20 protein-coding genes are annotated in these 18726 nt (G+C 41.5%); 8 read left to right on the top strand and 12 right to left on the bottom strand.

What is annotated here, in order from left to right:
- Positions 1–60: 60 nt before the first annotated feature.
- The 3 genes from AC1DV1_RS25075 to AC1DV1_RS25065 form a co-directional block, all read right to left on the bottom strand.
- Positions 61–495 (bottom strand): RrF2 family transcriptional regulator, encoded by a 435-nt coding sequence (locus AC1DV1_RS25075; protein WP_090647684.1) that lies wholly within the window; start codon positions 493–495, stop codon positions 61–63.
- Between the two features lie 253 nt (positions 496–748).
- Positions 749–1027, bottom strand: a complete 279-nt coding sequence (locus tag AC1DV1_RS25070) for an Rdx family protein (RefSeq protein WP_477365263.1) — start codon at positions 1025–1027, stop codon at positions 749–751.
- A gap of 4 nt (positions 1028–1031) precedes the next feature.
- Positions 1032–1865, bottom strand: a complete 834-nt coding sequence (locus tag AC1DV1_RS25065; RefSeq protein WP_477365260.1) for an MOSC domain-containing protein — start codon at positions 1863–1865, stop codon at positions 1032–1034.
- A gap of 190 nt (positions 1866–2055) precedes the next feature.
- On the opposite strand from AC1DV1_RS25065, the gene AC1DV1_RS25060 reads away from it, so the two are divergent.
- The 7 genes from AC1DV1_RS25060 to AC1DV1_RS25030 all read left to right on the top strand — a co-directional run bounded on the left by AC1DV1_RS25060 (position 2056) and on the right by AC1DV1_RS25030 (position 8733).
- Entirely contained in the window at positions 2056–3765 is a 1710-nt protein-coding gene (locus tag AC1DV1_RS25060; protein ID WP_477365257.1) for a GMC oxidoreductase, read from the top strand.
- A gap of 148 nt (positions 3766–3913) precedes the next feature.
- The gene (locus AC1DV1_RS25055) at positions 3914–4390 is read left to right on the top strand and encodes a GAF domain-containing protein (protein ID WP_477365254.1); all 477 of its coding nucleotides are present in this window, start codon (positions 3914–3916) and stop codon (positions 4388–4390) included.
- The gene (locus AC1DV1_RS25050; protein WP_477365251.1) at positions 4390–5037 is read left to right on the top strand and encodes an alpha/beta fold hydrolase; all 648 of its coding nucleotides are present in this window, start codon (positions 4390–4392) and stop codon (positions 5035–5037) included. The genes AC1DV1_RS25055 and AC1DV1_RS25050 overlap by 1 nt, the downstream gene beginning before the upstream one ends.
- The gene (locus tag AC1DV1_RS25045; protein ID WP_477365248.1) at positions 5037–5639 is read left to right on the top strand and encodes a DNA-3-methyladenine glycosylase; all 603 of its coding nucleotides are present in this window, start codon (positions 5037–5039) and stop codon (positions 5637–5639) included. Before AC1DV1_RS25050 ends, AC1DV1_RS25045 begins: the two co-directional genes overlap by 1 nt.
- Before the next feature lie 36 nt (positions 5640–5675).
- Positions 5676–6962 (top strand): kynureninase, encoded by a 1287-nt coding sequence (kynU, locus tag AC1DV1_RS25040; RefSeq protein WP_477365245.1) that lies wholly within the window; start codon positions 5676–5678, stop codon positions 6960–6962.
- 9 nt (positions 6963–6971) lie between these two features.
- Entirely contained in the window at positions 6972–7826 is an 855-nt protein-coding gene (locus AC1DV1_RS25035) for a bestrophin family protein (protein WP_477365242.1), read from the top strand.
- 4 nt (positions 7827–7830) lie between these two features.
- Complete coding sequence (locus AC1DV1_RS25030) at positions 7831–8733, top strand: histone deacetylase family protein (RefSeq protein WP_477365239.1); 903 nt, start codon at positions 7831–7833, stop codon at positions 8731–8733.
- Here the strand turns inward: AC1DV1_RS25030 and AC1DV1_RS25025 are convergent.
- The 4 genes from AC1DV1_RS25025 to AC1DV1_RS25010 are packed head-to-tail and all read right to left on the bottom strand — an operon-like array spanning position 8730 to position 11722.
- On the bottom strand, positions 8730–10109 hold the full coding sequence (locus AC1DV1_RS25025) for an MATE family efflux transporter (protein ID WP_477365236.1): 1380 nt from the start codon (positions 10107–10109) through the stop codon (positions 8730–8732). The two genes, AC1DV1_RS25030 and AC1DV1_RS25025, sit on opposite strands and share 4 nt — an antisense overlap.
- 52 nt (positions 10110–10161) lie before the next feature.
- Positions 10162–10785, bottom strand: coding sequence for an AlbA family DNA-binding domain-containing protein (locus tag AC1DV1_RS25020; protein WP_477365233.1), 624 nt, complete (start codon positions 10783–10785; stop codon positions 10162–10164).
- 25 nt (positions 10786–10810) lie between these two features.
- Positions 10811–11269: a GNAT family N-acetyltransferase gene (locus AC1DV1_RS25015; protein WP_477365229.1), complete on the bottom strand. Its 459-nt coding sequence runs from the start codon at positions 11267–11269 to the stop codon at positions 10811–10813.
- Between the two features lie 9 nt (positions 11270–11278).
- Positions 11279–11722, bottom strand: a complete 444-nt coding sequence (locus tag AC1DV1_RS25010; RefSeq protein WP_477365226.1) for a DUF4442 domain-containing protein — start codon at positions 11720–11722, stop codon at positions 11279–11281.
- A 224-nt stretch (positions 11723–11946) separates the two neighbouring features.
- Between AC1DV1_RS25010 and AC1DV1_RS25005 the strand changes: the two genes are divergently transcribed.
- Positions 11947–12144, top strand: a complete 198-nt coding sequence (locus AC1DV1_RS25005; protein WP_477365223.1) for a hypothetical protein — start codon at positions 11947–11949, stop codon at positions 12142–12144.
- A 78-nt stretch (positions 12145–12222) separates the two neighbouring features.
- On the opposite strand, the gene AC1DV1_RS25000 is transcribed toward AC1DV1_RS25005, so the two are convergent.
- The 5 genes from AC1DV1_RS25000 to AC1DV1_RS24980 all read right to left on the bottom strand — a co-directional run bounded on the left by AC1DV1_RS25000 (position 12223) and on the right by AC1DV1_RS24980 (position 18725).
- A complete protein-coding gene (locus AC1DV1_RS25000) occupies positions 12223–13017 on the bottom strand; it encodes an SDR family NAD(P)-dependent oxidoreductase (protein ID WP_477365220.1) in 795 nt (264 codons plus the stop codon).
- A 209-nt stretch (positions 13018–13226) separates the two neighbouring features.
- A complete protein-coding gene (locus tag AC1DV1_RS24995; protein WP_477365217.1) occupies positions 13227–14468 on the bottom strand; it encodes a tetratricopeptide repeat protein in 1242 nt (413 codons plus the stop codon).
- A gap of 6 nt (positions 14469–14474) precedes the next feature.
- Positions 14475–15551, bottom strand: coding sequence for a tetratricopeptide repeat protein (locus AC1DV1_RS24990; protein WP_477365214.1), 1077 nt, complete (start codon positions 15549–15551; stop codon positions 14475–14477).
- 47 nt (positions 15552–15598) lie between these two features.
- Positions 15599–18163, bottom strand: a complete 2565-nt coding sequence (gene gyrA / locus AC1DV1_RS24985; protein WP_477365211.1) for a DNA gyrase subunit A — start codon at positions 18161–18163, stop codon at positions 15599–15601.
- A 163-nt stretch (positions 18164–18326) separates the two neighbouring features.
- A complete protein-coding gene (locus AC1DV1_RS24980) occupies positions 18327–18725 on the bottom strand; it encodes a hypothetical protein (protein ID WP_477365207.1) in 399 nt (132 codons plus the stop codon).
- Between the last annotated feature and the right edge of the window lies 1 nt (position 18726).

Raw genomic sequence — 18726 nt, 5'->3', positions numbered from 1 at the left:
GTATAGGGAAATGGTAGAATTTAATTGAAAAAACTGTTATTTGACAGTTTTATGATAACGTTAAACGTTGATAAGAGTCTGTTCGCGGGTGATAATATCTGCTATGCTGGTCTCGCTCAGAATTTTAAGTGTAGCATCCCGTACATCAACAAACACATCGCGGATACCACAGGTAGTTTCCTGGTGGCACTCATCGCATTTGTGGTAAAAGTTCAGGCTGGCGCAGGGTACCATGGCTATGGGGCCATCGGTAATACGCATAATGCTTACCAGGAAAATCTCTTTCGGATCGCGATTTAAGCTGTAACCGCCACCAGCTCCTTTTTTACTATAAAGGAAGCCAGCATTACGCAGATCGAGCAGAATTTGCTCCAGGAATTTTTTGGGAATTCGTTCTGCCTCAGCGATTCTCGAAATTTGCATAGGCGGCTGATCCATGTTTTTGCCCAGGATCACCAATGCCTTAATAGCGTACTTAGTTTTTTTAGAAAGCATTTTTTTAAATAAAAACTCACAAAGTTAAACAATATTAAATAAAATAATCCACTAAAACTATAGAGTACAACGATACTATATTATTTACCTTTTAAATTATAATAAAATTGACTTTCTCTTGAAAAATCACAAAATCAATATGTTTGACGATTATAAAAACAGGGGAGAATGCGAACTATTTACTTCCTGGCGAACAAAAGCAGGTATTTTAAATATATAATTTCAATGAAACCGGGTATTTATTGACCGATTTTTATTTTTTATCGGAATGGCCGAGATTTTTTTCGGGATTAACCCTGTCACGTACTAATTGCTTCAGTTCCTTAATTTCCGGAAAACGCCCCTCTTTTTTTCTGTCGAAGATTACATCGTCATCAATAAAAACCGAATATCTTCCGCTAATTTCACTTGGATGCAGCGTTACACCATAAATATCACCGGTAAAAGTAGTAAGCAATTCCTGCGCCATATAGGCTGCCCGCATCATCCAGCCGCATTTGGGGCAATATTCAATAGTAACGGTGGGTTTCATTATATTAATTCCTTTTTTCTACAATAAATCTGTCTTCATTGTGCGTGCTTAACACATCAAGGGTATCCCCAACAGTAACAAATCCTTCACCCTGGTGTATCAGGTTTTGTCCAAAAAGTATCTTTTTATTTTTGGAACGATACCTGGCAAGCGTTTTTAGCGGCTCCTTAGCTTTTGTACCTGTTTGCTGGTCGACGGTAGTCATCACACAGCGGGCGCAAAGTTTAGCACCATAAAAACTGATGCCGGAGATATTAACGTGGTTCATCAAATCCTCTTCAAATGCCTCCCCGCCCGTGAAAACAATATTCGGGCGGAACCTATCCATTGGCAAAGCATCATCCAGGCGGCTATTCAGGTCATCAAGTGAGGCCTGGCCTATCAGCAAAAAAGGATACGCATCTGCAAAAGAGGTTATCATCCCCGGTTGTGCATAACGCTGGTCAACCTCTCGCTCGGTGTCATCGGGCATATAAATTAGCCTGCATCTGATATCTAAAACGTTGCTAAACCAATCATCAATGCTATGATTAACATAAATGCCTGTGGTAGTATCGTCCCATATTGCCACCTCGTGTAAAGTAGTTGCGTCAAATTCAAAAGGCACTTTTATCGAGCCATATAAATGATGGCTAACCAATAAACCGTCGGTTTCAATAGCTACTTTTATCAGCGCCATCTGGGAGTGTTCACGCTGCGTAAGGAAACGGCTTTGTTCGTCAACCAGCATCCAGCGCCTGTCGTATTTAAAACCGCGGGAAGTAACTTCGGCCGATTTTAGCTGAATACCGCCGAGTGATTTTATAGGGTATATGTAAAGATGGCTGATTTGAAGCATATAAGATTATGGAGACATGGTAAAAGTAGAAAATTTTGGCATGAATGCGAAGGGGCATGAAAGCAAGGGCCCACTGTTGTGCTTCCATAAAAAATATTTCAATCGATTGCTTTAGTTAATTTTAATTGATAATATTGTTTTATCCAATTGAGAAACCATTACCTAATTTACTCATAACCAATTCGAGATTATGCCATTAAACAATGTAAGCGGCAGCGCCAAAGCCGGAAATACTTATGACGCTATTGTTGTAGGATCGGGCATCAGCGGCGGCTGGGCGGCTAAAGAACTAACAGGCAGGGGCTTAAAAACCATTATGCTTGAACGCGGCCGGAACTTTGAACACATTAAAGATTATAAAACAGCGGCCAAAGATCCGTGGGACTTTGAGCACCGCGGTTCTGTAACACAGGAGCAGCGCAAGGCACGCCCGGTAATTTCACGTAACTGGGGCGCCCAGGAACCTATTATGGATTATTGGGTAAACGAGCAGGAAGCGCCTTATCACGAGGTTAAGCCGTTTAACTGGTGGCGATCGTACCAAATGGGTGGCCGCTCTATTTTATGGGGGCGCCAAAGTTATCGCTGGAGCGATTTTGATTTTGAAGCCAACGCAAAAGATGGCTGGGCCATTGATTGGCCCATCCGTTACAAAGACCTGGCACCCTGGTATGACCATGTGGAGAAATTCGCCGGGATAAGTGGGTCGTTAGAAGGATTACCTCACTTACCTGACGGACATTTTTTACCACCAATGGATATGAATTGGGTAGAAAAGGATGTAGCCGCCCGAATAAAAAAGAATTATAACGACACACGGCATATGATCATAGGCCGCGTTGCTAACCTTACGGCCGCTATACCCGGCCGTACACAATGCCAGTTCAGAAACAGGTGTTGGGAGGGGTGTCCGTTTGGGGGATATTTTAGTACGCAGTCGTCTACCTTACCGGCCGCTTTGGCTACCGGTAATTTAACGGTGAGGCCGTACAGCATTGTTACCCGTATATTATACGATAAAGACACGCAGAAAGCAAAAGGTGTAGAGGTTTTGGATGCCGAAACCAACAAAACTTATGAATATTACGCCAAGGTTGTATTTGTTAATGCTTCTGCCTTAAACAGCGCGTGGGTATTGATGAATTCGGCAACAGATATCTGGCCGGGTGGCCTGGGTAGCAGTAGCGGCGAACTGGGGCACAATATTATGGATCACCATTATAATTTAGGTGCATCGGGCACGGTTGAAGGGTTTGAAGACAAGTATTATTACGGCAGGCGTGCCAATGGAATTTATATTGTGCGTTTTGCCAATTTATTTGGCGATAAGCGCGATTACCTGCGTGGCTTTGGTTACCAGGGTGCCGCAAGCCGTACCGGCTGGAGCCGTGAAATAGCCGAAATGAATATTGGCGCGCAATACAAAGATGCAATAACCGAACCAGGTGACTGGCAAATAGGTATAGGCGGCTTTGGCGAACTGCTGCCTTACCACGATAACAAAATCACCCTTGATAAAACCCGTAAAGACAAATGGGGGTTGCCAATTTTATCTATGGATGCGGTTATCAGGGAAAATGAAATGAAAATGCGTATCGACATTGTAAAAGAAGCTAAAGCGATGCTGGAAAGTGCCGGAGTTAAAAACGTAAAAACGAGCGACCGGGGCCACAATATAGGCGATGGCATCCACGAAATGGGTACAGCGCGTATGGGCCGCGATCCTAAAACATCGGTGCTGAATGAGCATAACCAGGTTTGGGACGCCAAAAACGTTTTTGTTACCGATGGCGCGGCCATGACGTCGTCGGCATGCCAAAATCCATCCTTAACTTATATGGCGTTAACCGCTCGGGCTGCAAATTTTGCAGCGGATGAGTTGAAAAAGGGGAATATTTAAATCGATTTGAAATTTGAGGATTTGAAATTTGAAGATGGGTGTTTGGTAGTACTTTTGTTAAAAAAGTGCTTGTTTAAGGTTTAAATTAATATGCAAAAATTGACTTTTGGACTAAAATACTTGCTGCCAAATTATCCATCTTTGCGTTATGGCAGAGGATTTAAACATAACCGCATCAACCGACAAAACGGAACAATATACTACACTGGTACCCCAGATAGCAGCTTTACTTGATGGCGAAACCGATTTAGTGGCCAACCTGGCGAACATTAGCGCTGCTTTAAAAGAGCAGTTTAAATGGTTTTGGGTGGGTTTTTACATGGTAAAAAATGATGAGCTTGTTTTGGGGCCGTTTCAGGGTCCGGTGGCGTGTACCCGTATTAAATTGGGCAAAGGCGTTTGCGGCGTTGCCTGGGAGCAGGCCAAAACTTTAGTGGTGCCGGATGTTGAGGAATTTCCTGGTCATATTGCATGTAGTTCGCTTTCCCGGTCGGAGATTGTAGTACCTGTATTCCATAACAATGTTGTTGCAGGCGTGCTGGACGTAGACAGCGAGTTGCTTGATCAGTTTGATGAAACTGATGCTTTGTTCCTAGAGCAAATAGTAAAACTGATTAAGTTTTAATGAGCCGGATATACATTATACCGGGCCTTGGTGCCGACACCCGGATTTACAAGAATATCGACCTTCACGGCCATGAGGTTATACATATAAACTGGATAGAGCCAAGCAAAGATGATACTTTAGCTACGTACGCCCAAAAGCTTATTTATCAATACAATATAGAACCTGGTTCAATAGTAATTGGCAACTCGCTGGGAGGAATGCTCGCTGTAGAAATTGCCAAAATTTTACCGATGGAAAAAGTGATCCTGATATCCAGCATCAAGATTAGCGACGAGGCTCCGGGTTATTTTAGCTTTTTCCGAAATGTTCCAGTTCAAAAACTCATTTCAGGTAAATTGATGACCTCGATGGGCTCTATGATCAGGCCGGTGTTCGGAAGGATGGCTAAAGGTGACGCAACGGTGTTCATGGAGATGCTGAAAGGTACTTCACCTGTGTTTATCGAGTGGGCGATGAGTGCTATTTTAGCATGGAAAAATGATATTATCCCCGCAAACATCTACCACATTACCGGCGATAAAGATTTGGTTTTTGATTACAAAAAAATAAAAGATGCCACCATTGTAAAAGGAGGTACGCACATTATGATTTTTGATAAAGCATCAGAAATAAACAAATTATTAAAATCAATCCTCCATCAGTAATGAAATTAAACGAGGATTATTATTTAGGAAACGACGTAGTTTCCATCAGTAAAAACCTGCTTGGCAAGTACTTGTTTACCTGTATCGATGGTGTAACAACCGGAGGTTATATTGTTGAAACAGAAGCGTATAATGGAATAATTGATAAGGCATCTCACTCGTATGGTAACCGGATAACTCCCCGTACCAAAACCATGTTTATGCAAGGCGGCATAGCTTACGTCTATCTGTGCTATGGCATTCATGAGATGTTTAATATAGTAACTAATGTTGAGGGTACACCCCATGCTATACTTATCCGTGCAATAAACCCTACGGATGGCATTGAGGCCATGCAGGTTAGGCGCAATATACCCATACTTAAGCCCACTATTACGGCGGGGCCGGGTTCGGTGGCTAAGTCGTTAGGTATCTCCCGCAATATCAACGCGATAAGTTTGCAAAGCGATACCATTTGGATAGAGGACCGTGGTCTTAGTTTTACAGATGAACAAATTGCTATCGGCCCCCGTATTGGGGTAAGTTATGCTGGCGAAGATGCTTTTTTACCTTATCGGTTTTATGTAAAAGGCAATAAATACGTGAGTAAACCCAATAAATAACCCGGTTTAAAATGCCTTTTTTTGTAATATTGGACAATGAATTACCAAAACAGCTTAGCATTTGCAATTGAACAGGACGAACTTGATCCATTGAAAGAGTTCAGAGATCGTTTTTTGATCCCGAAACATAAGGGAAAGGATGCCATTTACCTTTGTGGTAATTCTCTTGGCCTTCAGCCAAAATCTGCTGCTCAATATATCGCCGATCAAATGGCAAACTGGCAAAATCTTGCGGTTGAAGGCTGGTTCCAGGGAAGTGATCCATGGCTGGAATACCACAAGCCCCTTAACAGGTCGATAGCTAATATTGTAGGTGCTAAGGAGCAGGAGGTTACTGTCATGAATTCGCTTACAGTAAATCTTCATTTACTAATGGTAAGTTTCTATAAGCCAGATAGTAAAAGGTTTAAAATTATTATGGAAGGCGGCGCTTTTCCATCAGATCAGTACGCCATGGAAAGCCAGGTTAAGTTTCATGGCCTTGATCCTAAAAATGCTGTTATCGAGATTTTTCCACGCGAAGGCGAAGTAACATTACGTACCGAAGATATCTTAAATTGCATCAAAGAGCACGGTGATGAATTAGCTTTAGTAATGTTTAGTGGAATAAATTACTACACGGGCCAGTTTTTTGATTTGCAGGCTATAGCTAAGGCTGCCCATGAAGCCGGCGCTTACGCCGGGTTCGATTTAGCACACGCTGCCGGTAACGTGCCGTTGATGTTACACGAGTGGGGAGCCGATTTCGGCTGCTGGTGCTCGTACAAGTATATGAATTCGGGCCCTGGCGGTATCAGCGGAATATTCGTGCACGAAAAACACTTCGCAGATAAAGCAATGAACCGCCTTGCAGGCTGGTGGGGCTACCGCGCCGATAAGCGCTTTTTAATGGCTCCGGGTTTTGATCCTGCCGTTGGCGCCGAAGGGTGGCAGGTGAGCACCAGCCCGATAATTCTTTTGGCTTTGTTTAAGGCCTCTATGGCTATTTTCGATACCCTAGGTGATATCAATACTCTTCGTAAGAAAAGCGTTGCGCTAACGGGCTATTTGGAGTTTTTGATCAACGCGATTAATAAAGATCTGGGTGAGAATGTTTTTAGCATTATCACTCCGACAAAGGAAGTTAATCGCGGTTGCCAGTTGTCGATAGTTTGCAGCCGGAATGCCAAAGCGATTTTCAATTACCTGGCCGAAAACGGTATAATTGGTGACTGGCGCGAACCGGATGTGATTCGCCTAAGCCCGGTTCCATTATACAATTCCTTCCAGGATGTGTATCATACAGCAAAACACCTGGCAAATGCCATAGAAGCTGTAAAGTAAATTATCAATATGGTTTATTACAATCCCAAAGAATGGTTCTCTTTTATTTTTAAACTCAATAAAGCCGACACCCTGCGCGAGCTTCTGCCGTTGATTATTGCCGTTAGTGCCTATGCCGGTGTCGTAATTTATCTGCTGATAGATTTTTGGCATTTACCAGATAGCAGCCTCCTCAAAAAAGTAAGCTTTGTACATCAGACCGTGGGCTTTGTATTATCATTATTGCTGGCCTTCCGGATAAATTCGGCTTATGACCGTTGGTGGGAAGGCAGGAAAGTATGGGGTAGCTTAACCAATAGCAGCCGTAACCTGGCCATAAAACTAAAATTCCTTATTGGTGAAGAGGAATGGGCGTTTTTCAACTACCTGATTCCGTTATATGCAAGAGTGTTACGAAATCACCTTCGGGATATTTATATACCAGAAGAACAGGCCTTTGTTGTTATTGATGCAGAAAAACATGTGCCTAACCAGGTGGCATCTGCTATTATCGGGCGTATTTATGAGCTTAACAAACAGGGGGTTATAAACCCGGAGCAATTGTTTAGTATAACAACTGAAATAACTTCATTTACAGATATTTGTGGAGCTTGTGAGCGAATTAGAAAAACCCCGATACCGTTCTCATACAATGTTTTTATCAAGAAATTCATCTTCACCTATATCATGACGCTTCCATTTACATGGGCGTTCGAGATGAAATATCTGGCTATACCGATTATCGGTTTTGTACTATTTGTTTTTGCCAGCATTGAGTTACTTGCCGAGGAAATTGAAGACCCATTTGGATACGACGCCAATGACCTTCCCCTGGATAATATTTGCGAAAATATCCAGAAACACGTAGGGGAGATCCTGGGTTAATAATATGTTTAAAATAGCCTACGACCCGATATACGCTCATCCGCTGCCCGAAGGACATCGTTTCCCGATGCTGAAGTATGAACTGACCCCTGCACAGCTGCTACACGAAGGACTTGTCAAACCCGAAGATATTTTCTCGCCCGGGGTGCTGGCCGAAGATATTGTACTTACAACCCATGACAAATATTACTGGCAGCAACTTCGCGATTTAACACTTCCCACAAAAGAACAGCGGCGAATAGGATTCCCTATATCAACGCGACTGGTAGAGCGCGAATTAAGAATCGCTAAGGGAACTATCGATGGTTGTTTATCAGCATTCACTAACCGGATTGCGTTTAACATAGCAGGTGGCACACACCATGCCGGCACAAACTGGGGCGAGGGTTTTTGTATGTTGAATGATCAGGCAATTGCTGCTAATTATTTGTTAAATAGCAATTTATGTAAATCTATCTTAATCATTGATTTAGATGTCCACCAGGGAAATGGCACTGCTCAAATATTTGAAAATGAACCGCGTGTATTTACATTTTCGATGCATGGTGACAAAAACTTCCCCTTCAGAAAAGAAAGATCAGACCTTGATATCCCGTTAGCAGATGGAATTGGCGATGAAGAGTATCTGGACATTTTATATAAAACGCTGCCAAAGTTAATCAGCCAGCAAAAACCAGATTTTGCCTTTTACTTATCGGGCGTGGATGTTTTGAGTACCGATAAACTGGGCAAACTATCTGTTAGCAAAGAAGCCTGTAAAGAACGCGACAGATTTGTATTTGAGCAATGTATCAACAATAATTTTCCGGTGCAGGTAAGCATGGGAGGGGGGTACTCGCCACAAATCAGGGATATTGTGGATGCACACTGCAATACTTTTAAAGCAGCTATTGATTTATATTTTTAATCTTTCGCTAATATCGGTACTGTTGTATCCCTATGACGTTTGCTGATCAGGTTGAATCTCCAGAAAAGCAGCACAGAGGCAATAGCCAAACCCAATACAAGGCCGTACCAAACGCCATAAACGCCCATTTTTAATTTGATGCCAAGCAAGTAACCGATTGGCAAACCGCCTACCCAATAAGCCAGGAAGGTGATAAAAGTTGGAATATTTACATCTCCCATTCCGCGCAATACGCCCAGGCCAACAACCTGCGTTCCATCAAAAAGTTGAAAAAAAGCCGCTATTATCAGTAATTGCGAAGCTATGATGATAACGTTTTTGTCGGAGGTTATAATCCAGGGTAAATAATTTCGACCAACAGCGAAAATAACTGCTGTTATGCCCATCAATATCAATACGATATGATAATTAGATATAGCTGCAAGCCGCAGGTTTTTGTGATCGCTGACGCCAAAATAGTTACCCGATTTTATCGCAGCCGCAGCTGATACGCCGGTGGCCATCATATAAGTAGCCGAGGCGAGGTTAAGCGCAACCAAATGAGCCGCTTGCTGGTTTACACCAATGGTACCTATTAAAATAGACGCGCCACCAAATGCGCTAACCTCAAAAATGTACTGCAAGGCAACCGGAGCACCAATTTTCAAGATCCGGAAGCCACGCAGCCGATCGATGTTTTTGACAGCAAAACTCTTTAAATAACCTTTAAATATGGGGGATTTAAATACGTAAAAAGACATTACAATTGCCATAATACAACGATCAATCAGTGTGCTGTAACCAACTCCTTTTATACCCATAGGATGGATACCGAACAGGCCTTTAACAAATATAATTCCCAGGCAGATATTGATCACATTTCCCCAAATAGATATTTTCATAGCCTGCTTGGTAAAACCCAAGCCCTCTGCAAATTGCTTAAATGTGTTAAAAATAAGCAGCGGAATAATTGACAGACTTAACAAGAAAAGATAAGGTGTGGCCGCTTTTACCACTGATGGTGCCTGCCCGAGATGGCCAATTAAAGGCAACGTACCAAAATATATCGCCGAAAACAAGACAATGCCGGTCAGGAGGTTTAACATTAAACTATTTGATAGTAATAAACCACATTCCTTAAAATCCTTGCGCGCATTATTTTGAGCGATGAGCGGGGTTAAGCCATACGATATCCCCATGCCCACAACAAGCGGTATCATAAACAAGCTGTTTACTAACGAAACCGCGGCCAATGATACTTTATTGGTAAAATGACCAATGATGATTGAGTCTGATATCTGAACCATGATATGCCCAAGTTGCGATATCATTACCGGGATAGCCAGCTTTAAACTCTCGCTATAAAATGGGCGGTATTTATGGTATATGGCTTTCATGACTTATTTTGCAGGGGTGCAAAAGTAACGATTGAACGCGACAAAGAACGAACTAACAAGCCGTATAATATTCCTCTTTTTCGGTTGTATTAATCCGGATGAGCCCCGAAAGTATCAGATCAACCAAAATACGTTGGGTGCGTCGCCGCCCCATTTTCAGTAGTTCACTGCACTCTTTTATCGTGATCCGGTTGGATTTTTCCAGGTGACTGAGAAGTGTTTTTTCGTTATCTGAATATTCTATTAATACCCCCTCCTCACTTGACGACCTTTTAAGCACCTCAAGTACAATTTTACTGGCCAATACGCTTTTATCTTTCACCCTTACATAAGCCCACCATTTACCGTCGTCGGCAAGGGCATAGTGGGGTTTAAGGTCGCTGGATGGCGTATCCACTATCAATACCAGTTTGTCGTCAACATACACTTCTTCAAAAGTAGGTTCCAACGCCGGCCTGATAAACATGTGGGCAGCCCTTGTTATCATGTAACGCTCTTCGTCCTCAGATTTTACCCCTTTAATGCTTCCGTCATCGGCAACGCCAATTAATAGCTTACCACCTTTATTATTGGCGAATGATACCATTGTTCTGGCTATCTTTTCGCAACTGGTAATTGTCTTTTTAAAATCGAGTTTAACTCCCTCGCCCTCAAAAATCAGTTTTTTTATATTCATTATGCGTCCCGCTTCCTTAAACTAATTACTGAGGTTTTATATATGGTGTAAATATTTCCATCCAGTTTTCGGGCTTGCTTAATTGCGAAAATCCAAACTGCTCGTATAAGCCATGAGCATCGGCTGTAGCTAACGACCAACGACGCAATCCTTGCAAATCCGAATCACTAACGATGGTTTGCATCAGCCATTTTGAAAAGTTCAGTTTTCTGAATTCAGGTAAAATAAACAAATCGCACAGATACGCAAAAGTGGCTTTATCTGTAACAACCCTGGCAAAACCGGCGAAAGCACCTTCTTTATAGACGCCAAAACACATGGAATTTTCTATCGCTTTTTCAAGCGTTTTCCGCGAGATACCCTGGGCCCAGTAGGAATCATCATTTAAATAATTGTATATAACGTCAATAGGCAATAAATGCTTATCTGTTGATATTATAAAACCTTTCTCATTAAAACGAGTATCATCAATAAAAGTAGTCATCAGCTAAAATTATAAATTCTGATCGATAAAATCCAGGTTACGTACATAAACCTCATTCATTAATGAAACACATATTTCACCGTCTTTATCATAAATGTCAATGGGATGATGGCCTGTGTATTTTCCAACCGTCTTCAATATATCCTCTGCCTCAGCGATTTCAGCATCGCCCAATATAATCTTAAAATGCAGATCGGAAGAACCCGGCTTTAAATATTTTACAGTTGCTGATTTTGACCAAACCTTTAACCTGTATCCTTTTTTTGTAAACAATTGATAAAATAACAGTGGGTAAAACGGGTCGGCAGCGGCAAAAAGTGTACCCCCAAAAATTGAATTATTATAATTATTGTTTAAAAAGCTTTTTTTGATTTTTACTTTAACCCCCTTATAACCCTTATCAAAACCCACTACCCAGATGCGTTGCAAAAGGAGGGGAGGGTACAAACGCATTGCCCACTTTAACACTCGTTCCGATACAACCATAGAATTTAAATATCTGAAATTTATGACAAAATAGTTCAATAGTGAAACAAAAATTGACAGTTTAATTTCAATTTATTTCTAAAAAAGTTCAAAAATTTAAACTAATGTGCAAACTTGTTTAAACAATATCAGGCTTATCAGGTTAATTAGTATGTTCATTAAAAACGATACACACTATTAAATCAATAACTATGAAAAAGCAAATTTTAAGTTTCGCATTAGTCGCGGCCTTGACAGGCGCAATTGCAACAGGATGTAGTTCGACTAAAGACGCCGGCAAATCTGATAGCACAAAGATGGATTCGGCCTCTACAACTACTCCGGCACCAGCTACTACTGACACTGCTAAAACGGATACAGCCAAAAAAGATACGTCTAAAAAGCAGTAATTATCTTCTAAATTTTACCATAAAAATCCCTGAATTTTTATGGTAAAATTTACGGTGTTTTTAGTAAATCCGGGGTGGTTAAAACGCGGTTTTTATGACACCACCGTCGGCCCTTAAAGTTGCGCCGTTGGTGGCTGCCGAAAGTGGGCTCGCTACATAAGTTACCAGGCTGGCAATTTCATCGGGCGTTATAAAACGTTTAATCAGAGAGGTACCCCGCACGCTCTCGAAAAATTCTTTCTCCATTTCAGCGTCTGTCAAACCCTGATCTTTGGCTAAGGCTGTTATAAAATCACCAACGCCTTCGGAGAAGGTTGGACCGGGCAATACTGAATTTACGGTAACGGCAGTGCTTTTAGTCAGTTCGGCTAATCCTCTGGCAATTGCTATTTGTGCCGTTTTGGTCATTCCGTAGTGAATCATCTCGGCGGGAATTTGCAGCGCCGATTCACTCGAAATAAAAATAATGCGACCCCAGTTTTTGGCTATCATTTTATCAAAATAGGCGCGTGATAAACGCACGCCGCTCAGCACATTTACTTCATAAAATTTAAACCAGTCTTCATCAGTAATTGCCGAAAACTCTTTCGGTTCAAAAATACCTACATTGTTTACAAGGATGTCAACCTCCGGTAATTGAGTTAGCAGGTTTTGAATTTGCTGTTTATCCGAAAAGTCGGCAGCGATGCCTTTAATGTCTTTGTTACCGGTTTCGCCGATTAGTTTATCGACAACCGCATCAATTTTAGTTTGATCGCGGCCATTGATGTACACCCGGACGCCCTCGCCGGCTAATGATTTGGCGATCGCGTAGCCAATACCTGCAGTTGAGCCTGTTACCAAAGCAACCTTGCCCTTAAGTTGTAAATCCATATGTGTTTTGTATTTATTATTTTTTGAGATAAGCACGCAAGATTAATGCCTGCTTATTGGATTGCAGGGTTTTAACTCGAAAGATTAAACCATGCTGACAAAAATGAGCATTTAAGCAAGATATCAACATTTATCATTTATTACATAATTAACATTATGTTAAATTGATATTTCAAAAAGAAAGGCTTTTTTAGCCTTCCCTCTTTCAATTACTTAATTGCGTCTAACTGAGCTTTGATTTTTGTTGCATTTGCATCATCTTTTACGCCCAGATAATAGGTGCGTAAGTTTGTTAATGCATCAACAGATTTTGGATTCAAGTCTGCAGCTTTTAGCAAATATGGTTTTGCTGCCTCAAATTGCGCTTTGGCTTTTGCAATAGCGGCATCATATTCTTTTTGTTTGTTAGCTGGTAATTTATTAGCTGCATTATAATCATCAATCGCTGGGTTGATGATAACGTAACCTAAATTTAAGTTGGCTTCAAAATAGTTAGGATCTATTTCTAACGCCTTTTTGTACATTTCTGCAGCTTTATTATAATTCTCAACCTTGCTTGCCTGTAATTTGGCTTTTGTAGCTGCATCTTTTGCTTTAGTTTGCTCTCTACCAAGTGCCTCGGCTGTTTGTGAATAGGTTAATCCAGCGTAATAGTACAACGTTTTGTTTTTTGGATCGGCGGCTAAAGCAGTTTGAATTTTTTCCAATACTTCTTTTTCTTTACCGGTTTGCAGGCTTATTTCTATTTCTCTCTTGCGTAATTCTGCATTGTTGGGGAATTTTGCAACGCCTTCTGTAACTGCTTTGAGCGCGCTTGCAGTATCTGCATTTAATAAATAAACAGACGACAGATCAAGATATACACCTTGCACTTTTGAAAACTTGGTTGTTACCAGCTTTGTGTAATTTGATATTGCAGCAGGATAGTTTTTTGAATTTGCTGCCGATAACCCGGTGTAATAAATAGCATTGGTATCTTCAGGTAATATGGTGCGGTAATAATCAAACGATTTATAAGCAAGGTCATATTTACCACTTCCGTATTCAGCAACACCTTTTGTAAGTTGATATTGAGCCAAATTCAGGTTGCCGGTTTCAATCAGTTGCTTATTCTCGCCTTTCGTATCCAACTCCTTGGCTTTTTTCAAAGCTTCTTCTGCAGCTGTAAATAACGGTAATGAAGTAGCAGCTACCGTATCCTGGTTGGCATAGGTTGAATAAATTGCGCCTTTTAATGCGTAAGTAAGCGGCAATGTTGCCGTTTTTTCATTGGCGGCAGCCTTGTCAATTGATGTACGGGCAGTTGTTAAACTTGCTTTGGCTAAAGGTGTACCTCTTAAACCTTCATACTTTTCATATTCTGATTTGGCAGTGTTCAATTCGCCTTTTTGTGCAAACGTTGTTGCTGAAACTAAGCCCAAAAGGCCAGCCATCAAAAGTTTGATTTTCATGTTTTATTAATTAGTTAGCTGTTTTAATTTATTGTTTATCTTATCAAGTTGATCCTTGTTATTGGTTTTTGCATACGCAATTTGCAGTGCTTGCAAACCTTTTACGTTATTTGGCGATATTTCGTTAGCCTTTTCGAGCCATTGAATAGCCATGCCGATATTCCTATCACTCTCCCCCTCCTGCTTTGTTAAAGCACTTTGCTTTAGATATAACAAACCCAAATTAAATGCCGGATCATAAGCGGATCCATTTAATTCAATAGTGTGTAAATAGAGCGATTCGGCCTGGTCGTATTTGTTCAGATGGTCGTAGCAATTGGCCGCTACGAATGCAATATCGGCGTTATTTGAATTAATATCAAGTAGTTGGGCAATTAATGGCTCCAACGCTTTGTAATCCTTTAAATTGTTATATATGTTCGCTTCGTCAAGCAGTAAAAAACGATCGTTTGGTACAAGCTTTCTGCCTTTTTTTAGTATCTGCAGTGCTTTTGAAGTATCACCTAATGATTTATAAATACTCGACGCAGTTTCAATGTACTCGGTACGGGTGCTATCTACAGCTAATAGGTTACTGTAATACTTAGCCGCATCTACCAAATTACCCATCTTATTATTGGCATAGGCTATGTAATCATTGATTTGCTTAAAATTAGGGGCGTATTTTTTGGCATTTTCAAATGACTGCCGCCCATTAGCGAAATCGGAATTATTTACAAATTCAAATCCTTTCCTGATATAAACGTTAGCCAGGCAGCGTTTTACATAATCCATTTCGGGCTGATAATTGTATATCTTGCTTTTGGCCGAGAGTTTGTCGGTAAGGTCCGATGTCTGTGCCAATAACGTGGCTGGCTGGCCCAACGTATTTGCAGAATCGATAAATAAAATACTCGCGTTAATCAAAGCCCGGTAGGTATTCCTGGCTAAATCTGCTGAGTCTGATTTGGTAACTACCAGGCTATCTGCCGATTTTTTTGCTGCCCGCAGGTATTTCAAATCTTTACTTTGCTTATAGAAAGCAAGGTTATTAACTACAACTTTCAGCGCTTCGGACTGAGCGAAGGCGAAAGTTGTAGTCATGAATGGTATTAAAACCGATAAAACAATTTTACGGCACTGCATATTTGTTATTCAGTTGGTGGTTCGTCAGTTTTTGATTCTTCGCTGCTTTCGGTTGCCTCGTTTTCGTCGGCTGCACCTGCTTCTGCATTTTCATCAATTTCCTTCTCTTCATCCTCGTCGTGCTCAATTTTAGCAACCGAAGCAATCTCGTCGTTACCCTTAAGCGTTATCAGGCGTACACCTTGCGTAGCCCTGCCCATTGTGCGCAGTTCACTTACGGCGATACGTATAATAATGCCCGATTTGTTGATGATCATCAAATCTTCTTTATCAGTAACACCTTTTATGGCAACAAGGTTTCCGGTTTTTTCGGTAATATTTAAAGTTTTTACACCTTTACCGCCACGGTTGGTTACCCTGTAGTCGTCAATATCAGTACGTTTACCGTAACCCTTTTCTGATACTACCAACACAGTTGTTTCACTGTCGTTGATGCTGATCATACCAACAACCTCGTCTGTTTCATCATCCAAAGTAATACCACGAACACCCGTTGCGGTACGTCCCATTGGCCTTACAGTAGATTCATTGAAGCGGATAGCTCTGCCCGATTTAAGCGCCATTACTATTTCGCTGCTGCCGGTAGTTAAGGTTGCCTCTAATAATGAGTCGCCTTCGTTAATGTTAATGGCGTTGATACCATTAGCACGCGGACGTGAGTATGCTTCTAAAGAAGTTTTCTTGATGGTACCTTTTTTGGTACACATGATAATAAAGTTGTTCTCCAGGTACTCTTTATCCTTAAGGCTGATTAGCTTAATGTAAGCTTTAATATTCTCCTCTTTAGGGATATTAATGATATTCTGGATAGCACGTCCTTTTGAAGTACGCGTTCCTTCGGGGATTTCAAATACACGTAGCCAGTAACACTGGCCCGATTCGGTAAAGAACAACATGTAGTTGTGGTTGGATGCAACAAGCAAATGCTCAATAAAATCGGCATCGCGGCTATTGCTTCCGATAGAGCCCTTACCACCCCTGCCCTGACGGCGATATTCAGTTAAAGGCGTACGTTTAATGTAACCTTCGCGTGATATGGTGATCACCACATCTTCATCCTCAATAAAGTCTTCAGTCTGCATTTCGGCAGATGAGTGAACCATTTCGGTACGACGCTCGTCTCCGTATTTTTCTTTGATCTCTAACAGTTCATCTTTAATGATCTGCATCCTCAAACCTTCGTCAGCTAAGATAGATTTCAAGTGCTCAATCAGTTTCATCAAGGCCGCGTATTCGTCTTTGATCTTATCACGCTCAAGTCCGGTTAACCGGCGAAGCGTCATATCCAAAATGGCGCGTGCCTGGATATCACTTAATCCAAACTGGGCGATTAAACCTTCCCTTGCTTCGTCAGGAGTTTGTGATGCGCGGATCAGGCGGATAACTTCATCCAAATGATCTAAGGCGATCAATAAACCCTCTAAAATGTGGGCGCGTTTTTCAGCCTCCGAAAGCTCAAATTTGGTACGGCGGATTACAACCTCGTGCCTGTGCTCCACAAAGTGGTGTATCAGGTCTTTCAGGTTCAGCATCATCGGGCGGCCATTAACCAGCGCGATGTTGTTTACGCTAAATGATGTTTGTAACGCGGTGTATTTGAATAGGTTATTTAGTACGATAGCTGCATTAGCTTCGCGTTTTATCTCATAAACTATGCGGATACCTTCCCTGCTCGATTCATCACGGATTGCAGAAATACCCTCCAGTTTTTTATCGTTCACCAGTTCGGCAGTACGCTCAATCATCAGCGCTTTGTTTACCTGGTAAGGTACTTCGGTAACAATAATGCGCTCCCTGTCGTTTCCGTGAGTTTCAATCTCGGCTCTTGAGCGGATAACAATCCTGCCCCTGCCTGTCTCTAACGCCTCACGCGGGCCTTCAAAACCGTAAATGATACCGCCTGTAGGGAAATCGGGACCTTTTACATATTTCATCAGCTCGGTAACCTCTATCTGGCGGTTATCAATTAACGCCATAGTGGCGTCAATAACCTCCGATAAATTGTGCGGCGCCATATTGGTGGCCATACCCACTGCGATACCCGAAGCGCCGTTAACCAAAAGGTTAGGGAATTTTGCAGGTAAAACGGTTGGTTCCTGTAACGAGTCGTCGAAGTTTAACTGAAAATCGATGGTGTCTTTGTTGATATCGGCCAGCATCTCTTCGGCAAGCTTTTGCAAGCGGGCCTCGGTATAACGCATAGCTGCAGGCTCATCTCCATCTATCGAACCATAGTTACCTTGTCCTTCAACAAGCAGGTAGCGTAAACTCCATTCCTGGGCCATACGTACCATGGTATCGTAAACAGATTTATCACCATGCGGGTGATACTTACCCATCACCTCGCCCACAATACGGGCCGATTTTTTGTAGGGCTTATTGTTATTTAAACCCAGATCAAGCATGCCAAATAACACACGCCTGTGTACCGGTTTCAATCCATCGCGGACATCGGGCAGCGCCCTGGAAACAATCACCGACATTGAATAATCAATGTATGCAGATCGCATTTCCTCATCAATATTTATCGAAATTATTCTGTCTTCTTTGCTTGAATTATCGTCAGCCATTTTTATTTATTTGTAGAACCTTCTCTCTGTTTTTCGTGTTAAAAATTGATTTTTAAACGACCTGCGAAGTTAAGAAAATAGTTGACTAATGTGCCAATTTCGGCAACAATATGCATGCATAATTTATACACACAGGCTAATTTATTAACGTTGCAGGTTTGGTTTATTTGATTTTTACCCAGTGATCTTCAATCTTATTACCATTGGGTAAAACGGTGAATAATTTAAGTGTATCATTATTAATTGTATAGGTATATTTCACTACTTTATTGAGCAATTCTGAGGATTGCAGGCTGTAGGTTTGTGTTTCCAAACAGGTATCGGCCAGCAATTGGTAGTCTCCTTTTTCGTAAACCACATCCTTCTCGCCCTTTTCCTTTAAAACAGCTTTATAGTGCGATTTATCATAAGTGCGCTGTAAAGTATAAGCAGTTGAAGCACTGTCTATTTTGTCATTAACTACACCTCCCCTATATTCCCACACGCCTTTAAGCGGATAATCCATAGCGGCAAATGAGCACAATAAGCAAATTGTCAAAATTGGCAGTACAAGCTTTTTCATA

Source organism: Mucilaginibacter sp. P4_D1, assembly GCF_056401935.1.
The sequence above is the reverse complement of the archived record's forward strand: the minus strand, read 5'-3'. Positions and strand labels throughout refer to the sequence as shown.